The organism is Arthrobacter ipis, assembly GCF_014694315.1.
In the GTDB taxonomy this organism is placed as follows: Bacteria; Actinomycetota; Actinomycetes; order Actinomycetales; family Micrococcaceae; genus Arthrobacter; species Arthrobacter ipis.
The window spans coordinates 664,515-690,475 of sequence record NZ_JAAOXD010000007.1 but is presented as its reverse complement, the minus strand read 5'-3'; the positions used below and the strand labels follow the sequence as shown (position 1 = coordinate 690,475).

At 63.1% G+C, this 25,961-nt stretch carries 33 protein-coding genes; 8 read left to right on the top strand and 25 right to left on the bottom strand.

Annotated features, from left to right (window positions below; all coding sequences use genetic code 11):
• Positions 1-6: 6 nt before the first annotated feature.
• From cpaB to G9E11_RS18140, 6 genes are all read left to right on the top strand, one after another.
• A complete protein-coding gene (gene cpaB / locus G9E11_RS18165; RefSeq protein WP_194718343.1) occupies positions 7-726 on the top strand; it encodes a Flp pilus assembly protein CpaB in 720 nt (239 codons plus the stop codon).
• Positions 723-1,916 carry a CpaE/TadZ family protein gene (locus tag G9E11_RS18160; RefSeq protein WP_190608245.1) on the top strand — a complete coding sequence of 398 codons (1,194 nt, stop codon included), beginning with the start codon at positions 723-725 and terminating at the stop codon, positions 1,914-1,916. The genes cpaB and G9E11_RS18160 overlap by 4 nt, the downstream gene beginning before the upstream one ends.
• Before the next feature lie 231 nt (positions 1,917-2,147).
• A complete protein-coding gene (locus G9E11_RS18155; protein ID WP_246469012.1) occupies positions 2,148-3,500 on the top strand; it encodes a TadA family conjugal transfer-associated ATPase in 1,353 nt (450 codons plus the stop codon).
• Positions 3,501-3,505: 5 nt separating this feature from the next.
• Complete coding sequence (locus G9E11_RS18150) at positions 3,506-4,438, top strand: type II secretion system F family protein (RefSeq protein WP_190608241.1); 933 nt, start codon at positions 3,506-3,508, stop codon at positions 4,436-4,438.
• 7 nt (positions 4,439-4,445) lie between these two features.
• Positions 4,446-5,333: a type II secretion system F family protein gene (locus G9E11_RS18145; RefSeq protein ID WP_190608239.1), complete on the top strand. Its 888-nt coding sequence runs from the start codon at positions 4,446-4,448 to the stop codon at positions 5,331-5,333.
• Between the two features lie 106 nt (positions 5,334-5,439).
• Positions 5,440-5,913 carry an Hpt domain-containing protein gene (locus G9E11_RS18140; protein ID WP_190608237.1) on the top strand — a complete coding sequence of 158 codons (474 nt, stop codon included), beginning with the start codon at positions 5,440-5,442 and terminating at the stop codon, positions 5,911-5,913.
• Positions 5,914-5,920: 7 nt separating this feature from the next.
• On the opposite strand, the gene G9E11_RS18135 is transcribed toward G9E11_RS18140, so the two are convergent.
• On the bottom strand, positions 5,921-6,712 hold the full coding sequence (locus G9E11_RS18135) for a response regulator transcription factor (RefSeq protein ID WP_190608235.1): 792 nt from the start codon (positions 6,710-6,712) through the stop codon (positions 5,921-5,923).
• Between the two features lie 251 nt (positions 6,713-6,963).
• Here G9E11_RS18135 and G9E11_RS18130 point away from each other — a divergent pair, with 251 nt between their 5' ends.
• Both G9E11_RS18130 and G9E11_RS18125 read left to right on the top strand, forming a co-directional pair.
• The gene (locus G9E11_RS18130) at positions 6,964-8,631 is read left to right on the top strand and encodes a sensor histidine kinase (RefSeq protein WP_190608233.1); all 1,668 of its coding nucleotides are present in this window, start codon (positions 6,964-6,966) and stop codon (positions 8,629-8,631) included.
• Positions 8,632-8,713: 82 nt separating this feature from the next.
• On the top strand, positions 8,714-10,594 hold the full coding sequence (locus G9E11_RS18125) for an HNH endonuclease signature motif containing protein (protein WP_190608231.1): 1,881 nt from the start codon (positions 8,714-8,716) through the stop codon (positions 10,592-10,594).
• A gap of 42 nt (positions 10,595-10,636) precedes the next feature.
• On the opposite strand, the gene G9E11_RS18120 is transcribed toward G9E11_RS18125, so the two are convergent.
• The 24 genes from G9E11_RS18120 to rpmC all read right to left on the bottom strand — a co-directional run bounded on the left by G9E11_RS18120 (position 10,637) and on the right by rpmC (position 25,961).
• A complete protein-coding gene (locus G9E11_RS18120) occupies positions 10,637-11,122 on the bottom strand; it encodes a sensor histidine kinase (protein WP_190608229.1) in 486 nt (161 codons plus the stop codon).
• Positions 11,123-11,264: 142 nt separating this feature from the next.
• The gene (locus tag G9E11_RS18115) at positions 11,265-12,179 is read right to left on the bottom strand and encodes a response regulator transcription factor (RefSeq protein WP_190608227.1); all 915 of its coding nucleotides are present in this window, start codon (positions 12,177-12,179) and stop codon (positions 11,265-11,267) included.
• An 80-nt stretch (positions 12,180-12,259) separates the two neighbouring features.
• Complete coding sequence (gene truA, locus G9E11_RS18110; RefSeq protein ID WP_190608225.1) at positions 12,260-13,150, bottom strand: tRNA pseudouridine(38-40) synthase TruA; 891 nt, start codon at positions 13,148-13,150, stop codon at positions 12,260-12,262.
• A gap of 31 nt (positions 13,151-13,181) precedes the next feature.
• Positions 13,182-13,778, bottom strand: a complete 597-nt coding sequence (rplQ, locus tag G9E11_RS18105) for a 50S ribosomal protein L17 (RefSeq protein ID WP_190608223.1) — start codon at positions 13,776-13,778, stop codon at positions 13,182-13,184.
• Positions 13,779-13,856: 78 nt separating this feature from the next.
• Entirely contained in the window at positions 13,857-14,867 is a 1,011-nt protein-coding gene (locus G9E11_RS18100; RefSeq protein ID WP_190608220.1) for a DNA-directed RNA polymerase subunit alpha, read from the bottom strand.
• Between the two features lie 131 nt (positions 14,868-14,998).
• Positions 14,999-15,400, bottom strand: a complete 402-nt coding sequence (gene rpsK / locus G9E11_RS18095) for a 30S ribosomal protein S11 (RefSeq protein WP_102973678.1) — start codon at positions 15,398-15,400, stop codon at positions 14,999-15,001.
• Between the two features lie 71 nt (positions 15,401-15,471).
• Positions 15,472-15,846 (bottom strand): 30S ribosomal protein S13, encoded by a 375-nt coding sequence (gene rpsM, locus G9E11_RS18090; protein WP_003803743.1) that lies wholly within the window; start codon positions 15,844-15,846, stop codon positions 15,472-15,474.
• A 171-nt stretch (positions 15,847-16,017) separates the two neighbouring features.
• Positions 16,018-16,131: a 50S ribosomal protein L36 gene (gene rpmJ, locus G9E11_RS18085; protein ID WP_009358722.1), complete on the bottom strand. Its 114-nt coding sequence runs from the start codon at positions 16,129-16,131 to the stop codon at positions 16,018-16,020.
• Between the two features lie 69 nt (positions 16,132-16,200).
• The gene (gene infA / locus G9E11_RS18080; protein WP_011775571.1) at positions 16,201-16,422 is read right to left on the bottom strand and encodes a translation initiation factor IF-1; all 222 of its coding nucleotides are present in this window, start codon (positions 16,420-16,422) and stop codon (positions 16,201-16,203) included.
• Positions 16,423-16,591: 169 nt separating this feature from the next.
• Complete coding sequence (locus G9E11_RS18075; protein WP_190608217.1) at positions 16,592-17,602, bottom strand: P1 family peptidase; 1,011 nt, start codon at positions 17,600-17,602, stop codon at positions 16,592-16,594.
• 129 nt (positions 17,603-17,731) lie between these two features.
• Positions 17,732-18,559, bottom strand: coding sequence for a type I methionyl aminopeptidase (gene map / locus G9E11_RS18070; RefSeq protein ID WP_190608215.1), 828 nt, complete (start codon positions 18,557-18,559; stop codon positions 17,732-17,734).
• 127 nt (positions 18,560-18,686) lie between these two features.
• Positions 18,687-19,256, bottom strand: coding sequence for an adenylate kinase (locus tag G9E11_RS18065; RefSeq protein WP_190608442.1), 570 nt, complete (start codon positions 19,254-19,256; stop codon positions 18,687-18,689).
• A gap of 5 nt (positions 19,257-19,261) precedes the next feature.
• Complete coding sequence (gene secY / locus G9E11_RS18060; protein ID WP_190608213.1) at positions 19,262-20,572, bottom strand: preprotein translocase subunit SecY; 1,311 nt, start codon at positions 20,570-20,572, stop codon at positions 19,262-19,264.
• Between the two features lie 196 nt (positions 20,573-20,768).
• The gene (gene rplO, locus G9E11_RS18055; protein WP_102973683.1) at positions 20,769-21,254 is read right to left on the bottom strand and encodes a 50S ribosomal protein L15; all 486 of its coding nucleotides are present in this window, start codon (positions 21,252-21,254) and stop codon (positions 20,769-20,771) included.
• The gene (gene rpmD / locus G9E11_RS18050; RefSeq protein ID WP_003803757.1) at positions 21,254-21,460 is read right to left on the bottom strand and encodes a 50S ribosomal protein L30; all 207 of its coding nucleotides are present in this window, start codon (positions 21,458-21,460) and stop codon (positions 21,254-21,256) included. Before rpmD ends, rplO begins: the two co-directional genes overlap by 1 nt.
• Before the next feature lie 3 nt (positions 21,461-21,463).
• Entirely contained in the window at positions 21,464-22,180 is a 717-nt protein-coding gene (gene rpsE / locus G9E11_RS18045) for a 30S ribosomal protein S5 (RefSeq protein WP_190608211.1), read from the bottom strand.
• Complete coding sequence (rplR, locus tag G9E11_RS18040; protein ID WP_003803763.1) at positions 22,177-22,560, bottom strand: 50S ribosomal protein L18; 384 nt, start codon at positions 22,558-22,560, stop codon at positions 22,177-22,179. The genes rpsE and rplR overlap by 4 nt, the downstream gene beginning before the upstream one ends.
• Before the next feature lie 2 nt (positions 22,561-22,562).
• A complete protein-coding gene (gene rplF, locus G9E11_RS18035; RefSeq protein ID WP_111905196.1) occupies positions 22,563-23,099 on the bottom strand; it encodes a 50S ribosomal protein L6 in 537 nt (178 codons plus the stop codon).
• Between the two features lie 18 nt (positions 23,100-23,117).
• Positions 23,118-23,516 (bottom strand): 30S ribosomal protein S8, encoded by a 399-nt coding sequence (rpsH, locus tag G9E11_RS18030; protein WP_015937843.1) that lies wholly within the window; start codon positions 23,514-23,516, stop codon positions 23,118-23,120.
• Positions 23,517-23,610: 94 nt separating this feature from the next.
• On the bottom strand, positions 23,611-24,192 hold the full coding sequence (gene rplE / locus G9E11_RS18025; protein ID WP_003803769.1) for a 50S ribosomal protein L5: 582 nt from the start codon (positions 24,190-24,192) through the stop codon (positions 23,611-23,613).
• Positions 24,192-24,551 carry a 50S ribosomal protein L24 gene (gene rplX / locus G9E11_RS18020; RefSeq protein ID WP_102973687.1) on the bottom strand — a complete coding sequence of 120 codons (360 nt, stop codon included), beginning with the start codon at positions 24,549-24,551 and terminating at the stop codon, positions 24,192-24,194. The genes rplE and rplX overlap by 1 nt, the downstream gene beginning before the upstream one ends.
• A gap of 3 nt (positions 24,552-24,554) precedes the next feature.
• The gene (gene rplN, locus G9E11_RS18015) at positions 24,555-24,923 is read right to left on the bottom strand and encodes a 50S ribosomal protein L14 (RefSeq protein WP_003803789.1); all 369 of its coding nucleotides are present in this window, start codon (positions 24,921-24,923) and stop codon (positions 24,555-24,557) included.
• Positions 24,924-25,329: 406 nt separating this feature from the next.
• On the bottom strand, positions 25,330-25,635 hold the full coding sequence (rpsQ, locus tag G9E11_RS18010; RefSeq protein WP_076801234.1) for a 30S ribosomal protein S17: 306 nt from the start codon (positions 25,633-25,635) through the stop codon (positions 25,330-25,332).
• Complete coding sequence (rpmC, locus tag G9E11_RS21415; protein WP_003803792.1) at positions 25,632-25,961, bottom strand: 50S ribosomal protein L29; 330 nt, start codon at positions 25,959-25,961, stop codon at positions 25,632-25,634. The genes rpsQ and rpmC overlap by 4 nt, the downstream gene beginning before the upstream one ends.

The following is a 25,961-nucleotide window of genomic DNA, read 5'->3' as shown; positions in this document are numbered from 1 at the left end:
GGCGCCATGCTGGTAATTTCGTATGCCCAAGGTGCGGACCAGCGAGCCGTTGCGGACCTTGAACCCGTGGATGTCCTGGTGGTCAAGACGGCGATTCCTGCCGGCACGCCTGTTGAATCCATGGCTGCCTCACTCGCTACCAAACATGTTCCGGCATCGGCTGTGATGGGGTCGTCGCTGAAGTCGCTAGATTCTTCCGAAGGCAAGGTCGCTGCGGTGGATTTGGTTCCCGGCGAGCAGCTGGTTTCCGAGCGTCTGGTCGCCCCGGAGGATCTCAAAGTTGCTGGATCAGTGAATATCCCGACTGGTTTACAGGAGGTTTCCTTCAAGCTCGAGCCAGACCGGGTGGTCGGCGGCCGGTTGGCTCCTGGTGACCATGTGGGCGTGTTCGTCAACCTGGAAAAGGGCGGGTTGGATGACAAACTGGACCCCGAGACGACCAAACTGACGGTCCGCAAGGCCCTTGTGACAGCTGTCCAACGCGCACCCGAACCGGCAGCCACTGCTCAGCCCGCACCCACCGCTAGCGCCGATCTAAACGCTGCCGATCCGCAGGACACCACCCTCCCCAGTGGCTCCCTTATGCTGACTGTTGCTGTCAGTGATGTGGACGCGGCAAAAATAGTCTTCGCTGCCGAATATGCCAAGATGTGGCTGAGCAAGGAGCCCACCAACTCCAAGGACAGCGGGCCCCGGATCATTCAGCGGAGTGAGGTGTACAAGTGAGCCGCTTCGTCCTCATCACTCCTAGCACGGATTTTGACAACCGTTTGCGGCAGGCGGTTGCGGGCGGGCTACAGGGCGGCGTGCAGACGTTCCTCACGAACATCCTGCCAGCGGGGCCCTACGATTTGTTCGCGCAGCTCAACCAGGAACAGCCGGAGGTCCTAATCCTTGGACCGGAAGTCGCTATCGACGAGGCCCTGCGTTTAGCCACGGTGCTCGACGTCCAAGTGCCGGACCTTACGGTCCTTCTCGTCTCCGAGCCCGACCCGGATCTCATCCTGCAGGCCATGCGTGCCGGCGTCCGCGACATCCTCAGCCCGTCGGCCGACCCCGCCCAGCTGCGGGTGCTGCTTGAGCGCGCCTGCCAGTCCTTCGCCAGCCGTCACCGGTTAGATCAGCCCCGCCAGGCTGAAAGCAGCAAGGGACGGGTAATCGGCGTCTTCTCCCCCAAGGGCGGAGTGGGTAAGACCACCATCGCAACCAACCTCGCTATAGGCCTGGGCAAGGTCGCGCCGATGAGCGTGGTGGTGGTGGACCTTGACCTGCAGTTCGGCGACGTCGCGTCCGGCCTGTACCTCAACCCGGAGCATACCGTCACGGACGCAGTCTCCCCCGCCGCCAGCCAGGACAGCCTGGTGCTCAAGGCGTTCCTCACTGTTCACCCGTCGAGTATCTATGCCCTGTGCGCACCAAACAATCCTGTTGAAGCCGACCACATCGCGCCCGAGCAGGTTACCCGCCTGTTGGAGCAGTTGGCGGAAGAATTCCAATACGTAGTTGTTGACACCGCCCCAGGCCTACCGGAGATAGGACTTGCCGCAATGGATGCTTGCACTGACGTGGTTTGGGTCACCGCCATGGACATTCCCAGCGTCCGCGGCCTACGCTCCGGCCTGGACATCCTCCGTCAACTGGACATTCTTCCCGAGGGAAGGCACGTGGTTCTGAACATGGCGGACGCCAAATGCGGGCTCTCCGTTCAGGATATTGAATCGACCATCGGGGCTCCTGTCGACGTAAGCGTCCCTCGCTCCCGTGCCGTTGCATTCTCCACCAACCGCGGCGTGCCGGTACTTCAGGAAGCCAAAAAGGATTCTGCCGTCAAAGGGCTCAACCAGCTTGTAGAGCGGTTCGGCCCCGGAGGCCACGCGAAAAGCCAGCGGAAAAGTCACCGGCGAGTGGTGGTTTAGTTGAAGCTGTCGGAACGCATTCAGGCGGCCCAGACGAAGCCACAGCCAGCTGCTGCCATTCCCCCGGCCGCATCAGTGGCACCGGCTGCTTCTTCCTCGTCGACTCGTGCAATAACAGCCCCTCGCCCCGGGACCGCGAGGAACGCGCCGGCGGCACAGGCAGAGACGGCAGGTGCACCTGCAGTGCGCCGCGAACCCGGCCAGCCGAGCCCGGCTCGGCAGGAGACGGCAATGCAACCTAAACATCCTTCAGCCTCCCAGAAGGACGCCTTCAGACCCAAAACTCAGCAGCCGGTTGACGTCTTTGCTGCTCTGAAGCAGCGTGCCGCGACTGCTCTCTTCGAACGGATGGGAGCCAGGTTCAACGACTCGGCGATTACCGAGAATGAGCTACAGAGCACCGCCCGGGAGGAGCTCATCCGCATCATCGATGCGGAGCAGGTTCCGCTTACCGTTGATGAACGCTCCCGCCTCGTCGCAGATGTGGCCGACGACGTGCTGGGTTACGGTCCATTGCAGCGGCTGCTTGATGATCCGGCCGTCACGGAAATCATGGTGAACCGGATGGACCAAATTTATGTGGAGCGCAAGGGCCAGCTGACCCTGACAGAATCCCGGTTCAGCTCTGAGGACCACCTGCGCAAGGTCATAGAGCGAATTGTTTCCAAGGTGGGCCGGCGCATCGACGAGTCCTCACCGCTGGTTGACGCGCGCCTGGAAGACGGCTCACGTGTCAACGCTGTGATTCCTCCGCTGGCAGTGGGCGGTTCCTCCCTGACCATCCGTAAGTTCAGCAAGGTGCCGTTGACCGTACAGAACCTCATCGATTTCGGAACGCTGACGCCGGAGATGGCCGAGCTGCTCGACGCGTGCGTCAAGGCCAAGCTGAACATCATTGTTTCGGGCGGCACAGGGACAGGGAAAACAACCCTGCTCAACGTTCTTTCATCGTTCCTCCCTGCCAACGAGCGCATCGTGACCATCGAGGATGCGGTAGAACTACAGATCCAGCAAGAACACGTTGTGCGCTTGGAGAGCCGGCCGCCGAATACGGAGGGCAAAGGCGAAGTCACCATTCGCGAACTGCTCCGGAACTCGCTCCGAATGCGCCCCGACCGCATCGTGGTGGGCGAGGTCCGCGGCGGGGAATCCCTCGACATGCTTCAGGCGATGAACACGGGGCACGACGGTTCGCTGTCCACGGTGCACTCGAACTCGCCCCGCGACGCCGTCGCGCGTCTGGAGACCCTGGTCCTCATGGCGGGAATGGACCTGCCGTTGCGGGCCATCCGCGAGCAGATCGCCTCGGCCGTCAACCTCATCATCCAGATTTCCCGTCTCCGAGATGGTACCAGGCGCATCACGCACGTAACTGAGGTCCAGGGCATGGAGGGCGACATTGTCACGCTCCAGGATGCCTTCGTCTTCGACTATTCCGCCGGCGTGGACCAGCACGGACGGTTTCTGGGCTCACCCATCCCCACAGGCATCCGTCCGCGGTTTATCGACCGCTTTGAAGATATGGGCATACACGTTTCGGCGGCTGTCTTCGGCGCCCCTTTAGCCCTTAGCGGAAAGCACTGACGTTCATGGTCCTGACCTTAGGAATCATCCTCGTGGTTGCCGCCATCGCCCTCGCCGGGGTCGCGGTGACAATTCCCCCCACCCCCACCGTGCCGTTGGACCGCCGTCGTCCGTTCCGGATGGAGGCAGACTCTCAACTCACCCGATTCGCCGGCAACGCGGTCCTCTCCATTGACCGACTCCTTGCGAATAGGAATGTCCGCTACTTCAACCGTGAACGCTTGGAAAACGCGGGCCTTCGACTGAGCCAGGCAGACTTCCTGCTCTTGGTGCTGATCGGCGCGTTCGTTGGCGCACTGGTGGGCTTGGTGGTGGCAGGGCCTTTGCTAGCCATTCTCGCAGTAGTGGCGGCGCCGTTTGTAGGCCATCTGGTGCTGGGCTTCCTGACAGGCAAGCGGCGCACCAAGTTCGGAGACCAGCTAGGCGACACCCTGCAATTGCTGTCCGGCAGCCTCCGGGCGGGGCACAGTATCCTGCGGGCCATCGATGCAGCGGCCAACGAATCGCAGGCGCCGACCTCCGAGGAAATGCGCCGGGTCGTCTCGGAGACCAGCCTCGGCCGGGACCTGCTCGTGTCACTCAACGACACTGCGGAGCGCATGCAGAACGAGGACTTTGTTTGGATCTCCCAAGCCATCCAGATCAACCGTGAAGTGGGCGGCAACTTGGCTGAAGTCCTGGACCAGGTCAACGAGACGATCCGCGAGCGCAACGAGATCAAGGGCCATATCAAGTCCCTCGCCGCAGAAGGGAAATTCTCCGCCTACATCCTCATGGCGCTCCCCATCGGCATCGTTGCCATGCTCATGGTGGTCAGCCCGGGTTACATGGACAAGATGGTTTCCACCGTTCTGGGCTGGATCATGATCGTTGCCTCGATCATCCTGATGACCATCGGCGGTCTCTGGATGCGCAAGATCATCGACCTGAAGTTCTGAGGCGGCCATGGATCCCTTAATTCTCCTTTCCCTCCTCCTGATCTGTCTTCCGCTCGGCTACCTCGCCTGGTCCCTGCTCTCCACAGACAAAAAAGGCCAAGCGGTTGCCCGCAAAATTCTTTCGAGCGGCGCCACCCACCGGTCTGAAGTGGAGAAGAAAACCAGCACCGGCCGGCTTGAACAAATTGGCCGCAGGCTCACTCCTGCCAGCTACGTGCAGAAGCTCGACCACCTGCTCTCCCTCGCTGGCCGCCCGGCAAACCTTCCGCTGGGCCGCGTGCTCGCGGCCAAGCCCGCCCTGGGTCTGGTGGGCGGTCTCGTTGGACTGTGGCTGAGCTCCATCGGGACGACGCCGATCATCAAGCTCGTGGGCATCTTTGTCCTATTCCTGGGATACTTCATCCCGGACCTAATGCTTTACAGCAAGGGACAGGAGCGGCAGAAGGCCATGCAGCTGGAGCTCGCCAATACCCTGGACCAGATGCTGATTTCCGTTGAGGCCGGCCTCGGCTTCGAAGGCGCCATGTCCCGCGCCGGCGAGAACGGCAAGGGACCCTTGGCGGAGGAACTGGTCCGTACCCTCCAGGACATGCAGGTGGGCCGGAGCCGCCGTGAGTCCTATCTTGCACTGGCCGAGCGCACAAACCTCCCTGAACTGCGCAGCTTCGTGCAGGCCGTCGTGCAGGCGGACACGTACGGCATTGCCATCAGCCGCGTGTTGCGCGTGCAGGCCAAGGTGATGCGCGTGAAGCGCCGCCAGCGTGCCGAGGAAAAGGCAATGAAGCTACCGGTGATGATCCTCTTTCCGCTGTTGTTCTTCATCTTCCCCGTCCTCTTCATTGCCATCCTCGGCCCCGCTGTCATCAACACCATCGAGACCTTCGCCAACCAGTGAGGTTGTGGCTTCCGCAGGTTTACAACCACCACAAGGTACCCGCAGGGTTTCCACAAGATCCAAGCTCAATCAGGGTTTTCCCAACCTCAGAAAGTAGCCTTAAGTCATGTCCATTTCAGGTTCCGGAGCAGCCGAGAGCAACGCCAGCGGCGTCTGCGTCCCGGCGTCTGGCGTCCCTGATGGCATGCTTCACAACGAATCGGAGAGTGCCGCCTTGCCCGTCTTAAACCTGGATGTCCTTCACGACCTCGAAGAAGACATGGGCAGCACTGGAGTGGCACATAACTTCGCCAGGGACTACATCAGGATCTGGGACAAGCGCCGCACCTACCTCGAGGCCTCGGTCGAACACGACGACGCTGACGCAGCCATGGATGCCGTTCTCAGCCTGAAGAACTCGGCCATGATGGTGGGTGCCTCACGGCTGGCCCAGCTGGCGGTAAACCTGGAACGCCTCGTCAAGAGCGGAGACCTGCCCGCCGTCCGCCGGCTGCTGCCCTTTGTGGCGCTTACCGGCGACCAAACCGTGTGTGGCCTCAAGGACGGTTACCTCCCGCCGGAGGCATACGAGCCAACGTAACGCTCCCCTACTCCGCCCGCTTCGGCGCCAGCCGGTAGCCCACGCCCCGCACGGTTACGAGCCAGCGTGGATCCTGCGGGTCCTCCCGGAGTTTCCGGCGCAGGTTGCCGATGTGGACCTCGACTGCCCTTTCGTCGGCTTCGCTGATGTAGGTGTCCTCGCCGTAGTACTCGCCCCGCACCACACGCACCAGATCGGCCCTGGTGCGCACCGCGCCCGTTCCCTTCAGCAGCTCGTGCAGCAAGTCGAATTCGCTCCGGGTCAGTCCCAGCGGCGTGCCGCCCAGGGCAACGGTCCGAGTTTCGGTGTCGAGTGCCAGCCCGTTGTGCTGCAGCACGGTGCCCCGGCGCGAACCGGCGGCAGCGGCGGGACCGGCCGAGCCAACCGGCCCGGACTCCTCGGAAGACGGAGCATCATCACCGGAAGCGACCCGGGGCCTGCGCAGCATCGCCGTTATCCGGGCCCGCAATTCGCGCGGCCGGAAGGGCTTGACGATGTAGTCGTCCGCTCCGCCCTGAAGTGCCGTGATGGTGTCAAGCTCCTCATCCCGGCCGGTCAGCATCACAATGTAGGCGTCACTGAACTGCCGAATGCGCCGAAGGACTTCGAACCCGTCAATGTCCGGGAGACCGACGTCGAGCGTTATAACGTTCGCCTGACGCTGCCTGGCAACATCAACCCCGTCACGGCCGGTCCCTGCCGAGTGCACCTCAAAACCAGCCTGCTGCAAAACCGCGTCGAGGAGATTCCGCACGTCGACATCATCCTCGATGACCACGGCAACACCAAGATCACCCACCACTACCTCTATCCAGGCAAAACCACCGCACAGCCCAGCGCAATGCGGTAAGCGTTACCAGATTACCTACGCTACAACGTAGAAGGGCTCAAAGAGCGAAAATTACCCATATCTTTTGGACGTACACTCGACGGCGGCGCCGCCCCCTCCAAATACCGAAGAATAGGTGTGCATAATGGGCATCATGTCTTCGTATAAACACGAGCGGTCTCCGAATATGGAAGAGCAGGCCAGTACCGGGCGCAGCCGCATTGGGTGAGCACGTGCTGGTCCGCGACACGGACCGCTTCTTCCGGCGCCTGCGGCCCCGCGTCCAGGTGGCGCTCTGCCAGCTCCCGGTGACGGTCATCCTCGCCGCGCTGGCCATTGCCGCGCCCGCAGTGTGGCCCACACTGATCGAGAGCCCAGTATTCATTGCCGCCATCGCCATGATGGTGACGACGTTTCTCGCCTGCTTTCTGGTTCCCTGGGAGCGGCTACCGCCCAACGCCTACTTGGTTATTCCGATACTCGACATGGTGGTCATCGGGCTCGCCCGCAACGGCGCGGTTCCCGCCGTTGCGGGGCTGGGAGTTCTGGCGATATTCCCGGTGATCTGGCTTTCCAGCTCCGACAACTTCCCGCGCACCACCATATTCCTGAGCTTTTTCGGCACCCTCCTCATCGGCATTCCCACGCTGGTGCAAAAGTTTCCCAAGATTTCACCTTCGGACATTGCCACTGCAATTCTGCTGCCGCTAATGATGCTGGCCGTATCGCTGGCAATCAGGTTTGCCAGCGCCAACGTCCGCCTGCAGCGCCAGCGGCTGGAAAAGAAGGACGCCGAGCTCCGCGAACTGCTCGTGGAAAGCAGGCACCGCGAACGGCTGCTCAAGACCATCCTGGACACCACCGACGTCGGCATTGTGGCCGTGGATGCGGACGGCCAGAAGGTACTGGTCAACAACCAGCAGCAAACCTTCCGGCAGGCGGCGGCCCCCTCCGGCACGGACCAGCCGCTGGAAGCCCAGCAGCTCATGTTCGGGCAGGACCGGGTAACTCCGCTTCCTTTGGACAAGCGCCCGATCCGCCGTGCCGTTGCCGGTGAGACCTTCGCCGACTACCTGGTGTGGATGGGCGAGGGACCCTCGCAGAGGGCGGTCGCCACTGCTGCCCGGATCATCAAGAACGACGACGGCGGGTTCAGTGGGGCCGTCGTCGTCTACAGTGACGTCACGGGCCTGGTGGAAGCACTCTCCGCCAAGGAAGAGCTGATCTCCAACGTCTCCCACGAGTTCCGCAGTCCCCTGATGTCAGTGCTCGGGAACGTGGACCTTGTGCTGGATGAAGCAGACGCCCTGAGCTCCGATGCCGTACGCCGGCTGGAAGTGGTCCAGCGCAATGCCGAGCGGCTGCTCTCCCTCGTCTCCGAGCTTCTGGTGTCGGCGTCGGCCGTCCTGGCTGTGCATCCCCGCCGGACCGACCTCGCGGGCCTCATCGAGAACAGCATCGGCTCCGTCCAGGCGCAGGCAGATGCCAGCAACGTTTCCCTCACCACCGACGTTCCCGCGCCCCTCTGGGCGCACGCTGACCCGCTCCGCATCGGTCAAGCTCTGGACAACCTGGTGTCCAATGCCATCAAATACTCTCCCGACGGCGGTAAGGTCACCGTGAGTGCCCGGCGTAGCGAATCGTGGGTGCAGCTAAAGGTCCAGGACACGGGCATGGGCATCAGCGAAGAAGAAACATCGCGCATCTTCACCCGGTTCTTCCGCACCCAGGCCGCGCGCCAGGCCGCCATTCCCGGGGTGGGGCTGGGCCTGTCCATCACCAAGACCATTGTTGAGCGGCACGGCGGGGACATCTCCTGCCAGAGCAAACCCGGGGCTGGCACCACTTTCACCCTCACGCTGCCGGCTGAGGGCGCCCCGGAATCCTGACCCGGTTTTAGGTCAGATCCGGTTATCCACATAGCCCCGGGACAACGTCGTTTTTGTCAAAGGCCGATGGCATGCTTTGGGTATGGATAACGAGGCAGTTGCAGAGACGTTGGAGGCCATCGGTGCCTCCGCTCTTGCACTGGCTGCTGAGCTCCGCAGGGCGGCTGATCCGGGCCCGGCGGGGACGGAATTACTGCAGGGTGAGGCGGATCCGCTGGGGGATCAGGCGGAGGCGTGCCTGGGCGGGCTTTCGGAAGTGGCTGGGATGGAGGCGCGGCTGGCGGCCGTAAAAGTGCACCTAGCCGCCGGCTTTACCGCGGCGGAGGAGGCCATGACTCCGCCTGGCGCGTCCGTGCAGGACCGCACCGTCCGGCAGATGTCCGTGACTGCGGAGGTTGCTGGTGCGCTGACCGTGAGTGAGGGGTCGGCGGCACGGCTGCTGGTCGAATCCGCCACGCTAACCAGCGACCAGCCGTTGACGCTCGCCAGCCTTCAGGCGGGGACTATTTCCTGGCAGCACGCGCGCATCGTGTGCGATGAAACGGACGGGCTGGATCCGGCGGCTGCGGCGGCGTTTGAGGCACATTTCCTGGACCCGAACGCGCCCGGATATGCGCGGGGGTGCCCGGCGGGGAAGCTGACTCCGGCGAGGTTCCGGGCCAAGGCCCGTTATTGGCGGGAGCGGCACCATCCGGTGAGCATCGAGAAACGCCATTGCAAGAGCGTGAAGGACCGGCGGCTGGAGTATGTCCCGGACCGGGACGGCATGGCCTGGTTCTCGGCCTATCTGCCCGCCGACCAGGCGGCGGGGATCTGGAACCGCACCACCGCCGCCGCCCGCGCCATGCAGGGCCCGACCGAAACGCGCACCCTGACCCAGCTCCGCGTCGACGCCTTCGCCACGTGGCTGCTCACCGCAGGCCACCCGGTTGTCCGCGCGGTTGACGGCCCGGTTGACGGCCCGGTTGACGGCGCGGTTGACGGCGTGGTTGACGGCCCGGCCACAGAGTCGGTTCCCGCAGACTCCGTGCCGGCAGGTTCGACGCGTGCAGGTTCTGTCCCCGCAGGTTCCGGCCCCGTAGCTGATGCGCCGTCCGGTCTTGTGCCGGTCGGTGAGGTGCCGTCCCCCACGGCGCAGGTCCTGGTCACCGTTCCGGTGTTCTCGCTACTCGGCCTGTCCGATGAGCCGGCAACACTCGACGGGTACGGGCCGATCCCGCCGTCGATGGCCCGCCGGCTCGTCGCCGACGGCGCAACATCGTTCCTCCGGGTCCTCACCGACCCGCGAGACGGGGCGCCCCTGGAGATCGGACGCACCAGCTACCGGCTGACGAAGCCGATGCGCCAGTGGTTGCGGCTCCGCGACGCGAAGTGCACATTCCCGAGCTGTAACAACCACTCGCTGGACAACGAGGCCGACCACATCCTGGCCTGGGCAGACGGCGGCGGTACCGGTGTCGCCAACCTTGGCCAGCCCTGCCCGAAACACCACAGACTGAAACACACCACGGCGTGGAGACCGGTCAGCGCTACCGCCCACGAATCGCCCGGCTGGATTTCGCCGGCGGGACGTTCCTACCCCAGCGAACAACAGGACTGGGAACCACCCCAATGGCCACGACAAATCCAAACCATGCTCAGTAGTGATGACCGAGCCGGACGCGAACAGCTCAGCAGGCCCGGCAGGCCGGGCCTGCCCGACCTGCCACCCGACCAAGACTGGCGCACGCCCCCGGACTGTCCGGAACCGGCCGGCTGGCCCGAGCCGATGGACCAGCCAGACGGGCCGGAGGAATTCGAAGGGTTCGACGATGACTACGGTCTCGTCGGTTTCGAAGGTCGCGAATGTCCGGAAGCTTATGGCGCCCCGGACGGTATCGACGGCCAGGGATCCTTCGTCGGCACGGGATCATCACTGCCGATGGATCCCTGGCCCGACCGAACATCAGTCACAGCCGCGTAGGAAACGGGCGCAAGGAGGGAGACGTGCCCTCGTCCCTTGCCCTTAATCCAGCGGGAGGGTCACGGTCACGCGGGTTCCCGTGGCGGGACTCGACTCGATCGCCATGTTGCCTCCCGCCGAACCGACGGCAAGGCGCATGAGCCTCAGACCCATGCCCGAGTGCCTGCCGTGCGTGGCGGCCTCAACGTCGAAGCCCCTGCCGTCGTCGGTAATGCGGAGCTGGACCGCATGGTTGTCCCCGGAACGGCAGACACAGCAGAGCCGGACGGTCACGGAGGACGCGTCGGCATATTTATGGATGTTGCTCAGGAGCTCCTGCGCCGCCCGGTAGAGCAGCGTGGCGGACTTCCTGTCCACTTCCATTCCATGATGGGGCGCCTCAAGGTGCACCGCGATCCCACGTCCGCGCAGCGGGAGGGCCAAACGGTCAATCGCCCCCGCGACGCCAAGCACGTAGAAATCGACCGGATGCGTATCGGTAAGAACGCCACGGACTGCGACGACGTCGTCGCTTGTAAGTGATTTCATGACTTAACCGTGCGCCCGGCGCCTTGTTATTTTCTTGTAACCTTGACGGCGTGTCCCCCGTTTGCAGGGCCACATTTTGAGCGTCCCCAACGGCGCGGACGCCGCCGCGCCCTGACCTGCGGACACACCCCGACGCCGGCAGCTATGCCAGGGTGTAGCCGGACCCGCGGACGGTCTTCAGCCAGCGGGGCTGCCTCGCGTCGTCCCCCAGCTTCCGGCGCAGGTTGCCGACGTGGGTTTCAACAATCCGGCCGGGGTCCCGCGCACCGGCATTGCCGCCGCCCATGGTGCCTGCTTCCCGCTTCGCGACACCCAAAAGCCCCGCGAGTTCCGCCTTGCTGACCACGCCGCTTCCGCGCTGCAGCAAGATATACAGGAGGTCGAACTCGGTACGGGTCAGCTGCAGGACACGGCCCCCGAGCGTTGCGGCCCGCGTTGCGTTGTTGATCTCCAGCCCGTTGTGCTCAAAGGCATCGGCAGCTTCAAGGCCCTGCGCTGCTGCAAGGCCCTGGGCGGCTGGCGTGCCCTGCGCTGCGGCAAGGCCCTGAGCTGCCGGAAGGCCTTGGGCGGCTGGAAGGCCGTGGGCCGGAGCGCGTGCCGGCACGCTCTTCGCCTTGGCCGAGGCACGCAGCCGCGGTGAAATCAGCGGCGCTTGCCGCGGCGTCACGATCGGTGGCACGGTCAGCTGCCGGGGCCGGCGCAGCATGCCGTCAACACGGGCCCGCAGCTCCCGCGGCCGGATGGGTTTGACCATGTAATCGTCAGCCCCGGCATCGAAGCCCTCCAAGGTCGCTCCAAGGCCACTTCGCGCGGTGATGATCAGGATGTAGGTGTGGCTGAATTCGCGGATGCGCCGCAGCACCTCATAGCCGCCGATGTCCGGAAGCACCAGATCCAGCGTGACGGTGTCCGGCTGCTTGGCGCGCACCAGCGCAAGCCCGGCTTCGCCGGTGGCAGCGCAGTGCACTACGAAACCGGCCTCTCCGAGCGTGGTCCGCAAAAGGGACCGGACTTCCTCGTCCCGATCGATAACGACAACGACCCGACGGTCATTCATCCCTTACCCCCTGTAAGGACCGCATGATTTAAGACTGCGTCTCAGCCTACTAGCCGCGGTGCGAAAACCGGTGCAGGGTATTACTGGCGCACCGCCCGTGTGAGCTCTGCCCGGGCCAGCAGTTCGCCGTCAGAGGGGTAGGCCACTTCCTCGAACACCAGGGGGTGCGGTGCGGCGAGGACGGAACGGGCGTCGCGCTTCCTTGCCAGCAGGCGCTCGTGTAGCCACTCCGGACGTTCCTGCCCCTCCCCCACGTACAAGGCCGAGCCCACCAAAGCTCGCACCATGTTGTGGCAGAAGGCGTCGGCCTGGACCGTGACGACGATGACGCCGTCCTGCCCGCGGGCAAACTCAAAGCGCTGCAGTTCCCGGACGGTGGTGGAACCCTCCCGCGGCTTGCAGAAGGACAGGAAGTTGTGCAGGCCCAGCAGCTGCGCCGAGCCCTCGTTCAGCAGGTCCAGGTCCAGCGGCGTCTTGTGCCAGAGCGTGTCGAACCGGCTGAGCGGATCCCACTTCTCGGGGCCGTCCGCGATGCGGTAGCTGTAACGGCGCCACAGGGCGGAGAAACGGGCGTCGAACCCTTCAGGGGCAACGGCGGCGTGATGCACCATGATGGCGCCGGTCTGGTCCCCCAGCCCGCGGCTGAGCGTGCCCCGCAGGCGGCGCAGGAGGGCGACGGCGGGATCGACGGCCGCACCACGGTTCAGTCCCAGCCACTCGGCTTCGGCGAGGTCGAAGTGGACCACCTGGCCGCGGGCGTGCACGCCGGCGTCGGTGCGTCCCGCAACCGTGACACGTATGGGGCGGCGCAGCAGCAGCTCCAGCGCCTCTTCCAGAACTCCCTGGACGGTACGCCGTCCCGGCTGCACTGCCCACCCGCTGAACGGGCCGCCGTCGTACGCCAGATCCAGCCGGATACGCAAAAACCCGCCGCCCCCCAAAACGGGGGCAGCGGGTTCCTGGTGGGTCATAGACTCAAGTCTATGCGAAGGATTTAGCGAATTACTTCGCGTCCTTGGCCTCGTCGGCTGCGGCCTCGTCAGCGGCAGCTTCCTCGGCAGGAGCCTCTTCAGCAGCAGCTTCTTCAGCCGGAGCTTCCTCAGCGGCCGGAGCCTCTTCGGTTGCAGCTTCGGTCTCAACGACCTCTGCCTCGGGAGCTTCCTCAGCAGCCGGAGCAGCCTTGTCTGCATCGCGCTTGGCAGCGGCGGTGGCCTCGGCTACAACAGCCTGCTTGGCGGAAACCGGCTCGAGAACCAGTTCGATGACAGCCATGGGAGCGTTGTCGCCCTTGCGGTTGCCGATCTTGGTGATGCGGGTGTAGCCGCCATCGCGGTTCTCCACAGCCTGCGCAATGTCGGTGAACAGCTCGTGGACGACGCCCTTGTTGCTGATCAGGCCGAGAACGCGGCGGCGGGATGCGAGGTCGCCGCGCTTGGCGAAGGTGACCAGGCGCTCTGCGTACGGCTTCAGGCGCTTGGCCTTGGTGACCGTGGTGGTGATCCGCTTGTGCTCGAACAGTGCTGCTGCCAGGTTCGCGAGCATGAGACGCTCGTGAGCCGGGCCGCCTCCGAGGCGCGGACCCTTAGTGGGGGTAGGCATAATTGTTTCTCCTCATATGGAAGCCGGGAGGCTGCGCACTACGCGGTGCGGGCCAGCCCCTCGGCCAAGATCTGCTTGTTAGAGCTCGTCGTCGCTGAACGCGGCGTCGTCCTCTTCGATGGCTGCGGCGCGGGCTGCCAGGTCGAAACCGGGAGGGGAGTCCTTCAGGGACAGACCCAGTTCAACCAGCTTTGCCTTGACCTCATCGATGGACTTCGCACCAAAGTTGCGGATGTCCATCAGGTCAGCCTCGGAGCGGGCAACGAGTTCACCCACGGTGTGGATGCCCTCACGCTTGAGGCAGTTGTAGGAACGGACGGTGAGGTCCAGATCCTCGATCGGCAGAGCCATGTCTGCTGCCAGGGCAGCATCCGTCGGCGACGGGCCAATCTCGATACCCTCAGCTGCGGTGTTCAGCTCGCGGGCCAGACCGAACAGTTCCACCAGGGTGGTGCCAGCGGAAGCAACGGCATCGCGCGGGGCGATGGCCTGCTTGGTCTCGACGTCGACAATGAGCTTGTCGAAGTCGGTGCGCTGCTCAACACGGGTGGCTTCCACGCGGAAAGTAACCTTCAGCACCGGCGAGTAGATGGAGTCAACCGGAATACGGCCGATCTCTGCGTCGCCGGACTTGTTCTGAGCTGCCGAAACGTAGCCGCGGCCGCGCTCGATGGTCAGTTCGAGCTCGAACTTGCCCTTCGAGTTCAGCGTGGCAATGTGCAGATCCGGGTTGTGGAACTCGACGCCGGCCGGCGGAGCGATGTCCGCGGCGGTGACGACTCCGGGGCCCTGCTTGCGCAGGTAAGCAACAACCGGCTCGTCGTGCTCGGAGGACACAGACAGGTTCTTGATGTTGAGGATGATCTCGGTGACATCTTCCTTGACACCCGGAACCGTCGTGAACTCGTGCAGCACGCCATCGATCCGGAGGCTGGTTACAGCGGCACCGGGGATGGAGGAGAGCAGGGTACGGCGGAGGGAGTTTCCGAGGGTGTAACCGAAGCCCGGCTCCAGCGGTTCAATGATGAACCGGGAGCGGTTTTCGGAGACGACCTCTTCGGAGAGGGTGGGGCGCTGTGCAATGAGCACTTAGGTTTCCTTTCGGCGAGCATCCGCTATATGACGCAACACAGGTGGTGGAAAATCGGTCTGAGGACTTAACGCGGCGGGCTTGCCCGGACCCGAAACGGGTCCGGGCAAGCTCCGGCTGCGGAAAATACTTAGACGCGGCGGCGCTTCGGCGGACGGCAGCCGTTGTGCGCGGCGGGGGTGACGTCCTGAATGGAGCCAACCTCGAGGCCGGCAGCCTGCAGCGAACGGATGGCGGTTTCGCGTCCGGAACCCGGTCCCTTGACGAACACGTCAACCTTCTTCAGCCCGTGCTCCTGTGCACGCTTGGCGGCGGCTTCGGCAGCCATCTGCGCAGCGAACGGGGTGGACTTACGCGAGCCCTTGAATCCAACTTCACCGGCGGAAGCCCAGGAAATCACAGCACCGGACGGGTCCGTGATGGACACGATGGTGTTGTTGAACGTGCTCTTGATGTGCGCCTGGCCAAGCGCGATATTCTTCTTGTCCTTCTTACGCGGCTTGCGAACCGCGCCACGAGTCTTCGGGGGCATTTCTTCTCCTACAGAAAGTTATTTGGGGGAAGGCCTTGCTGGTCCCACATTTGCCGTTAGGCAAGTGCGGTTTAGCGGGCCTTCTTCTTGCCGGCGACGGTACGCTTCGGGCCCTTGCGGGTACGAGCGTTGGTCTTCGTACGCTGACCGCGTACGGGCAGGCCCTTGCGGTGACGCAGGCCTTCGTAGCTGCCGATTTCAACCTTGCGGCGGATATCTGCTGCTACTTCGCGGCGAAGGTCACCCTCAACCTTGTAGTTGCCTTCAATGTAGTCACGCAGCTCTACCAGCTGCGCATCCGTCAGGTCCTTGACCCGAACGTCAGCGCTGATGCCGGTGGCAGCCAGGGTTTCGTGTGCACGGGTCTTGCCCACGCCGTAGATGTAAGTAAGCGCAATTTCCAGCCGCTTTTCGCGGGGAATGTCTACGCCAGCGAGACGAGCCATAGTGGCGTACTCCTTGAATAAACCGGAGGTCGTAGGCAGTACACCCGCACTTTCAGTGCGGCCCCAGCCTCCGACCGGGGGTTAGCTGTCCGGGCCCATATGTCCCAGTTCAGCTTGTGCTGCCTTTATTTACTTGCGTGGGTTAGCAACCCAGGGATTCCCTGACGGGAATTAGCCCTGGCGCTGCTTGTGGCGCGGGTTCTCGCAGATCACCATGACCCGGCCGTTACGGCGGATCACTTTGCACTTTTCGCAGATCTGCTTGACGCTCGGCTTGACCTTCATGGCGTTCCTTTGCGTGATAGCAGTTGGGCCGATGGAGCGGCCTTGGCAATTGCCTTGGCCGCCCAACGTTTACTTGTAGCGGTAGACGATACGACCACGTGTCAGGTCATAAGGGCTCAGCTCCACCACTACGCGGTCCTCAGGAAGAATCCTGATGTAGTGCTGGCGCATCTTCCCAGAGATGTGTGCGAGGACGACGTGCTTGTTGGTGAGCTCAACACGAAACATCGCGTTGGGCAGCGCCTCAGTCACTACGCCTTCGATCTCAATGACCCCGTCCTTCTTGGCCATATCCTCCGCTAACTGTTGTTTGCCACAGACCTCCGGCTGGCGCCGGGCATGACTGCGGACGTTTTTGATTTGATTGACTGTCGCCCTCCGGCCGCAAATGGGCGTGGCAGGGCAGACAACCAACATGCAACTCTACGGCATTAGGCCCGGAAAGTTAAATCCAGCCATGTTAGCGCAGATCGCCCGGGTATGCACCAAATTCACCCGCCGGAGTTGTTACCGCCTGGGCACTGCTGATTCCGTCAAGGATGGCCAAACGCACGACGTCGGCTGCCGCACTCTGGAGGGTTATGAGACTTATCTGCCGGGCGGCTTCCGTACTCCTGTCCAGCTCCTGGCCACCGGTGGCGAGGCAGAACACGGTGTCCCCGTCTGCCAGGGTGTGGCTCGGATTCAGCGCCCGCGCCAGCCCCGCGTGGGCAGCAGAGGCGGTCCGCTTGCACTCGGCCACATCGAGCACTGCGTTCGTGGCGACGACGACGAGCGTGGTGTTCAGGGCTGGCGGAGCATCCCGCTGATTGAGCTTGTCGTCCCGCTGATTGAGCCCGTCGAAATCACCGGCCTTGGTTTCGACAGGCTCAACCCCCGGCTGGCCCAGCGCGTTCACCACCGCCAGAGCTCCGACCACGACACCGTTCTCCAGGAAGACCGACGCGGTGCCGACTCCCCCTTTGTATTTCCCCCGTCCGATGACTGCTCCGGTGCCGGCACCCACGTTGCCCCGTTCGACGTCGTGCCCTTCCGTTTGTGCACCGGCAGCCGCCGCCGCCGCGTAGCCCATGGCCTCATACGGGCGGGCGCTGAAATCGCCGCCGCGGCCGAGATCGAAGATGGCGGCTGCCGGAACAATGGGAACCACCCCTCCGGCCACGGCGAAGCCTCGGCCCTGCTGCTCGCACCATCGCTGGACGCCGTGTGCGGTAACCAAGCCGTAGGCACTGCCGCCGGTGAGCACCACGGCGTCCACAGTCCGCACCAGTGTGGTGGGGTCCAGCGCATCGGTCTCATGGGTGCCGGGTCCTCCCCCGCGGACGTCCACCGAACCCACTGTCCCCGCAGGGGGCAGCACCACGGTCATCCCGCTCAGCCACCCGCCGTCGGACTTCTGCTGGTGCCCCACCCGCATGCCCGGCACATCGGTGATCTTTCCCTGCGGACCAGCACCACTGCTCACTCCCATGGCTCCCATTCTGCCCCGGAAGCTGACATGGCGACGCAGACAACTGCCCGTGACGTACAAAATCCCTGGCGACACCGGAATTCCGGTAGCGGCAGGGATTTTGCGAGTCGCCCAGCTAAATGCGCGTCCTCAGGGGATCGGGACCGGCACCACACCAAGGGGCGCGAGCCTGGCCGCGCCCCCGTCGGGCGAGGACAGCACCCATATGCCCTTCTCATGGACGGCCACGGAATGCTCCCACTGGCACGAACGCTTGCCGTCGGTGGTGACGACGGTCCAGTCATCCTCCAGCACTGCCGTCTCAATGCCGCCGCGCACCAGCATCGGTTCGATCGCCAGGCACAGGCCCGGGCGGATCTTTGGACCGCGGTGGCTGGTGCGGTAGTTCAGAACGTCGGGTGCCATGTGCATCTCGGAGCCGATGCCGTGGCCCACGTAGTCCTCGAGGATGCCCAGGGGCTTGCCCGGCACCGAGGAGACGTAATCGTCCACTGCTGCACCGATGTCCCCCACGAACTTGCCCTTGGCCAGGGCCGCGATGCCGTGCCACATGGCGGTCTCGGTGACGTCGGAGAGGCGCTGGTCCTCCGGGTCAGGCGTTCCCACGATCACAGTCCGCGCCGAGTCGGAGTGCCAGCCGTTGACGATCGCGCCACCGTCGATGGAAATGATGTCCCCGTCCTGCAGGACCTTGTCGCCCGGGATGCCGTGGACCACTTCCTCGTTGACGGAAGTGCAGATGGTGGCGGGGAACCCGTGGTAGCCCAGGAAGTTGGACTTGGCACCCGCCTCGAGCAGCACGGCAGCGAAAACCTCGTCGAGCTGCTTGGTGGTGACCCCGGGGACAGCCGCGGCCACGGCGGCGTCGAGGGCGCGGCTTAGGACGAGCCCGGCCTCGTGCATGGTGCGCATCTGGGCGTTGGTCTTGTATTCAATCCGTGGCTGGCCGAATGCCATCAGCGGTGTTTCCTCTCGATGTGCCTCGCCTTTCCGGCCGCAGGATGCGGGACCAAGAAGCACGGGGCTAAAAGCCGGAGGCCCCTCCCCATGGTCCGGGAGGAGCCTCGCAGCGTTGGAACTAATTTCAGGCGGCCTGAGCTTCCTTGATGGCCTGCATGACGCGGTCGGTGACCTCGTCGATCTGGCCGATGCCGTCAACCTGGGTCAGAATGCCGCGTTCGGCGTACTTGGCCACAACAGCTTCGGTCTGCTCGTGATAAAGGTCCAGGCGGTGGCGGATGACGGCTTCGTTGTCGTCACTGCGTCCGGTTTCCTTCGCGCGGCCCAGCAGGCGGGCAACGAGTTCCTCGTCATCGGCGGTGAGCTGCAGGACGACGTCCAGCTTCTGGTCGCCGTCGGCCAGGATCTGGTCCAGGTAATCAACCTGGGCAGTGGTGCGCGGGTAGCCGTCCAACAGGAAGCCGTCCTCGACGTCAGCTTCACTGAGACGGTCGCGGACCATCTTGTTGGTCACGCTGTCCGGCACGAAGTCGCCCGCGTCCATGTACTTCTTGGCCTCCACGCCGAGCGGCGTCTCGCCCTTGACGTTGGCGCGGAAGATGTCGCCGGTGGAGATCGCAACGACGCCGAGGCGGTCTGAGATGCGTTCCGCCTGCGTGCCCTTGCCCGAACCCGGTGGTCCGATAATCAACATTCTGGTCATCGCAATAGCCCTTCGTAGTGACGCTGCTGTAGCTGCGCGTCAATTTGCTTGACGGTTTCCAAGCCAACGCCCACCATGATCAGGATCGAGGTGCCACCGAACGGGAAGTTCTGGTTCGCGTTGATCAGCACGAGCGCCACCAGCGGGATCAGTGCCACGAAGCCAAGATAGAAGGCGCCGGGCAGCGTGATCCGCGACAGGACGTACTGCAGGTAGTCCGCGGTCGGCTTGCCGGCACGGATACCCGGAATGAAGCCGCCGTATTTCTTCATGTTGTCGGAGACCTCTTCAGGGTTGAAGGTGATCGCCACGTAGAAGTAGGTAAAGAAAACGATCATGGCGAAGTACATCACCATGTAGATGGGGTGGTCACCGCGGGTCAGGTTGTTGTTGATCCACTCAACCCACGGCTGGATGGACTCCCCCGCCTTCGGCTGGTTGAACTGTGAGATCAAGGCCGGCAGGTAGAGCATCGAGGAAGCGAAGATGACGGGAATGACGCCGGCCATGTTCACCTTGATGGGAATGTAGGTGCTGGTGCCGCCCACTGTGCGGCGGCCGATCATCCGCTTGGCGTACTGCACGGGGATGCGGCGCTGGGACTGCTCCACGAAGACCACCAGGGCAACCGTCAGCAGACCGATGATGATGACAATGAAGAACGTGCCCGGACCCTGCGCGGACCAGATGGCGCCCAGCGAAGTGGGGAAGCCGGCAGCGATGGCCGTGAAGATCAGCAGCGACATGCCGTTGCCGACGCCCTTCTCGGTCACGAGCTCACCCATCCACATGATGAGGCCGGTGCCGGCCGTCAGCGTGATGACGATGAGGATCGTGGTGATGACGCTCTGGTCCGGGATGATCGGCAGGTTGCAGCCGGGCAGCAACTGGCCGGACCGTGCCAGCGACACCAGCGTCGTGGCGTTCAGCAGGCCAAGGGCGATCGTCAGGTACCGCGTGTACTGCGTCAGCTTGGACTGCCCGGAGGCGCCCTCTTCGTACAGCTGCTGGAACCGCGGGATGACCACGCGCAGCAGCTGCACAATGATGCTCGCCGTGATGTACGGCATGATGCCCAAGGCGAAGATGGAGACCTGCAGCAAGGCACCGCCGCTGAAAAGATTGACGAGCTGGTAGATCCCGCCCTGGGTCTGCCCGTTCGACAAGCATTGCTGGACATTCTGGTAGCTCACACCGGGCGAGGGGATAAAGGCTCCCAAGCGGAAGATTGTGATGATTCCCAGCGTGAACAACAACTTGCGTCGCAGATCAGGCGTCCGAAACGCCCGGCCGAATGCGCTTAGCAAGCGTCCTCCTCAGTTGTTAATAAGTCTCGTGATGCAGGTCTATAAACCCAACAACCGAGTCTAACCGGTGTTTGCGGCATCCGAACAATCCGGAAGACCCAATAGGTATGAAAAAACTCCCGGCACGGGGGCCTCGGCCCCCGTGCCGGGAGTTTGCGCAGCGGGCTATTGCCCACCGGCTCCGGGAAGAAATCCCTTAGAGCGCGGTGGTGCTGCCGCCGGCTGCAGCGATCTTTTCTGCGGCGCTGGCCGAGAATGCGTGGACGGTGACGTCAACCTTGACGGTGATGTCGCCGGTGCCAAGCACCTTGACGGGCTGGTTCTTACGAACGGCACCCTTTTCGACCAGGTTCTCCACGGTGACAGCGCCACCTTCCGGGAACAGCTCGTTGAGCTTGTCCAGGTTTACTACCTGGAACTCAACCCGGAACGGGTTCTTGAAGCCGCGCAGCTTCGGCAGGCGCATGTGCAGCGGCAGCTGGCCGCCGGCAAAGCCAGCCTTGATCTGGTAGCGGGCCTTCGTACCCTTGGTACCGCGACCGGCGGTCTTACCCTTGGAACCTTCACCACGACCAACACGGGTCTTGGCGGTCTTGGAACCCGGGGCGGGACGCAGGTGGTGAACCTTCAGAGCGCTCTGCTTCTCAGCAGCGGCGGTCTCAGCGGTGTTCTTCTCGGCCATTACTTCGCCTCCTCAACATTCACGAGGTGCGGAACCGTGTTGAGCATTCCAACGGTCACGGCGTCAGCGGTGCGGACAACGGTGTGTCCGATCCGCTTGAGGCCGAGTGACCGAAGGGTGTCGCGCTGGTTCTGCTTGGCGCCAATGACGCCCTTAATCTGGGTGATCTCCAACTTGGCGTCGGAGGGAGTCAGGTTCTTAGCCATAACTTAGACACCTGCCTTCTGGTTCATCAGAGCCTTCACCAGTGCCGGCGGAGCGATCTCGTCGAGGGGCAGGCCGCGGCGTGCTGCCACGGCTGCCGGCTCTTCGAGCCGCTTCAGGGCATCAACGGTCGCGTGAACGATGTTGATGGCGTTGGAGGAACCGAGCGACTTGGAGAGGATGTCGTGGATGCCCACGCACTCCAGTACTGCACGGACCGGACCACCGGCGATAACACCGGTACCGGCGGAAGCCGGACGCAGCATTACGACACCAGCGGCGGCTTCACCCTGAACGCGGTGAGGGATGGTGCTGCCAACGCGGGGAACGCGGAAGAAGGACTTCTTGGCCTCTTCAACGCCCTTGGCGATAGCAGCGGGAACTTCCTTGGCCTTGCCGTAGCCGACGCCGACCATACCGTTGCCGTCACCAACGACGACGAGCGCGGTGAAGCTGAAGCGACGACCACCCTTGACGACCTTGGAAACGCGGTTGATGGTGACAACGCGCTCTACGAACTGGTTCTTCTCGGCTTCACGTCCGCCATCGCGGCCGCCACGGCCACCGCGGTCGCCGCGGCCCTGGCCACGGTCGCCACGCTCGCCGCGACGGGCGCCACCACGGCGGTCCTCGGCAGCGGGGGCAGTGGTCTCAGCAGCTGCGGCTTCGGGGGCCTTTTCTTCTGCAGACACAGTGTCCTTTTCCTTGTTTGCTTCGGTCACAGTGACAGCCCACCTTCGCGTGCACCGTCAGCGACGGCGGCGATCCGGCCGTGGTACTTGTTACCACCACGGTCGAAAACAACAGCTTCGACGCCGGCAGCCTTGGCACGCTCGGCTACGAGCTCGCCAACGCGCTTGGCCTTGGCGGTCTTGTCACCGTCGAATGCACGAAGGTCAGCTTCCAGAGTGGACGCGCTTGCTACGGTCTGACCAATGGTGTCGTCGACAACCTGGACAAATACGTGGCGTGCGGAGCGGTTGACGACCAGGCGAGGACGTACAGCCGTTCCGGAGATGCGCTTGCGGATACGAAGCTGGCGGCGGCTGCGCGAAGCAGACTTGCTCTTGTTCGTACGCTTCTTGTTAATGGCGATGGCCATGGTTACTTACCAGCCTTTCCGACCTTGCGGCGGATGACTTCGCCCGCGTAGCGGATGCCCTTGCCCTTGTACGGGTCAGGCTTGCGCAGCTTGCGAATGTTGGCAGCAACCTCGCCGACCTGCTGCTTGTTGATGCCTGAGACAGAGAGCTTGGTCGGCCCCTCTACTGCAAAGGTGATGCCGGCCGGAGCGGTAACGCTGACCGGGTGGCTGTAGCCGAGAGCGAACTCAAGGTCAGATCCCTTGGCCTGAACGCGGTAACCGGTACCGACGATTTCAAGCTTCTTCTCGTAGCCTGCGGTGACGCCCTGGATCATGTTGGAGATCAGGGTGCGGGTCAGGCCGTGGAGCGAACGGGAGGCGCGCTCGTCGTTCGGGCGGGTTACGGTCAGGGTGCTGTCTTCCAGCGCAACCTCGATCGGGCTGGCCACAGTGTGGCTCAGCTCGCCCTTGGAACCCTTGACGTTGACGACAGAGCCGTCAACCTTGACCTCAACGCCGGCAGGAACGGTGATGGGGAGACGTCCAATACGTGACATTATTCTCTTCCTTTCCCGTTACCAGACGTAAGCGAGGACTTCGCCGCCCACGCCCTTCTTGCCGGCCTGCTTGTCAGTCAGGAGGCCGGAAGAGGTGGACAGAATTGCGATACCCAGGCCACCCAGCACGTGCGGCAGGTTGGTGGACTTCGCGTAAACGCGGAGACCCGGCTTGGAGATGCGACGGACACCCGCGATTGAACGCTCGCGGTTGGGGCCGAACTTGAGATCAAGGGTCAGCTTCTTGCCGACTTCTGCGTCCTCTTCCTTCCAGCCGGCGATGAAACCTTCGGCCTTCAGGATGTCAGCAACGCGAGCCTTGAGCTTGCTGTAAGGCATAGACACGGAATCGTGGTATGCCGAGTTTGCGTTACGCAGGCGCGTAAGCATATCTGCGACAGGATCTGTCATTGTCATTTGGGCACTTGCCCTTCCTCGTAACGGTTTCCGCCGTGCCCTTTTTCCCGAATAAATTCAGACAGGGGCTCGGCCGGACCTTTTACGTAGTTAATTAAGCTTCGGTTTTGAACGGGAAACCAAGCGCCTTGAGCAGCGCGCGGCCTTCGTCGTCGGTCTTGGCGGTGGTCACAACCGTGATGTCCATACCGCGGGTGCGGTCGATGGAGTCCTGGTCGATCTCGTGGAACATAACCTGCTCGGTCAGACCGAAGGTGTAGTTGCCGTTGCCATCAAACTGCTTGCCGCTGAGGCCGCGGAAGTCGCGGATACGCGGCAGGGCCAGCGTGACCAGACGGTCCACGAATTCCCACATGCGGTCGCCACGCAGGGTTGCGTGTGCACCAATGGGCATGCCTTCGCGCAGCTTGAACTGGGCGATCGACTTGCGGGCCTTGGTGACCTGCGGCTTCTGGCCGGTGATCAGGGTGAGGTCGCGGACAGCGCCGTCGATCAGCTTGGAGTCCTTGGCGGCATCTCCAACACCCATGTTCACTACAACCTTGACCAGACGGGGAACCTGGTTCACGTTCTCGTACTTGAATTCCTCAAGAAGCGCGCTCTTGATGGAATCGGCGTACTTGGTCTTCAGACGAGGAACGATCTTCGTTGCCGGAGTCTCGAGAGTCTCAGTCATTAGATGTCCTTCCCGGAGCTCTTGGCCACGCGGATGCGGACGGTCTTCTTGACGCCGTCCTTCTCTACGGTGTCGAGGCGGAAACCAACGCGGGTCGGCTTCTTGGTGGACGGGTCAACCAGAGCCACGTTGGAAACGTGGATGGAAGCCTCGACAACCTCGATGCCGCCGGTCTTGGTGCCGCGCTGCGACTGTCCGACCTTGGTGTGCTTGGTTACGCGGTTGATACCCTCAACCAGCACGCGGTTGGTTTCCGGGAACACGCGCAGAACCTTGCCCTGCTTGCCACGGTCGCCGCCGCGCTCAGCCTTGGCGCCAGTGATGACCTGAACCAGGTCACCCTTCTTGATCTTAGCCATGGACTAGAGCACCTCCGGAGCCAGAGAAACGATCTTCATGAACTTCTTGTCACGGAGTTCACGACCAACCGGTCCGAAGATACGGGTACCGCGGGGGTCACCGTCGTTCTTCAGGATGACGGCTGCGTTCTCGTCAAACTTGATGTAGGAACCATCCGCACGGCGGCGTTCCTTCTTGGTACGGACGATGACAGCCTTGACGACGTCGCCCTTCTTTACGTTTCCGCCCGGGATTGCATCCTTGACGGTTGCGACGATTACGTCGCCAATGCCTGCGTAGCGACGGCCAGATCCACCGAGAACGCGAATGGTAAGGATTTCCTTAGCACCCGTGTTGTCGGCGACCTTGAGTCGCGACTCCTGCTGAATCACTATTTACTCCTTGCGTCGCGCCGGTTCTCAGACCGAAAATCTTCCTACGGAATGAGCCTTGCGGAACGGTTGATCGGGGTGTCTCTTGACCTGACTGGATTTTGCCAGACCAGGCCTAAACGCCCGTGCCACAAACAGTTGCTTCCCAGCCCGTCGAGGCGCAGGGGAACACTATGCCGTGGCACGATTGTTTACGAGGTTTGCTGTCGGCGCACAACAGGCGCCATACAAACTCAATATCCTAGCACAATTCTTGGGCATCCCCATATCACAACCGGCAGGGACCGGGCCACTCCCCCACATACCCGGCCCGCCGTCGTCGGACATCCCGCGTTTAACAGGAAACCCCCGCTCCCAAAGGGAACGGGGGTTTCCGTTACAGCCGCCAGAAGCGATGCTGCAGGTGTTACTTAGCCTTCTCGAGGATCTCCACGAGCCGCCAGTTCTTGGTGGCGGACAGCGGGCGGGTCTCGGCGATGACAACCAGGTCGCCGATGCCGGCGGTGTTCTGCTCGTCGTGTGCCTTGACCTTGGAGGTGCGGCGGATGACCTTGCCGTACAGGGCGTGCTTCACGCGGTCTTCAACCTGAACAACGATGGTCTTGTCCATCTTGTCAGAGACCACGTAGCCGCGACGCGTCTTACGGTAACCGCGCTGCTCAGCCGTAGCTGCCGTAGCAGTTTCCGTCACGTTCTCGTCCTTTTCACTCACTTGGCGTCCTCCTCGGTCTCAGCCTCGGCCGGCTTTTCAGCCTTCTTAGCTGCAGACTTCTTGGACTTCTTTTCTTCCTTGGCTTCCACAACCGGTGCGGCAACCTCGGCACGAATGCCCAGCTCGCGCTCACGGAGAACGGTGTAGATGCGTGCGATGTCCTTCTTTACCGCGCGCAGACGACCGTGGTTCTCCAGCTGTCCGGTGGCGGACTGGAAACGCAGGTTGAACAGCTCTTCCTTGGACTTGCGGAGTTCTTCAACGAGACGCTCGTTGTCGAAACCGTCCAGCTGTGCGGGTGCAAGATCCTTTGACCCAACTGCCAT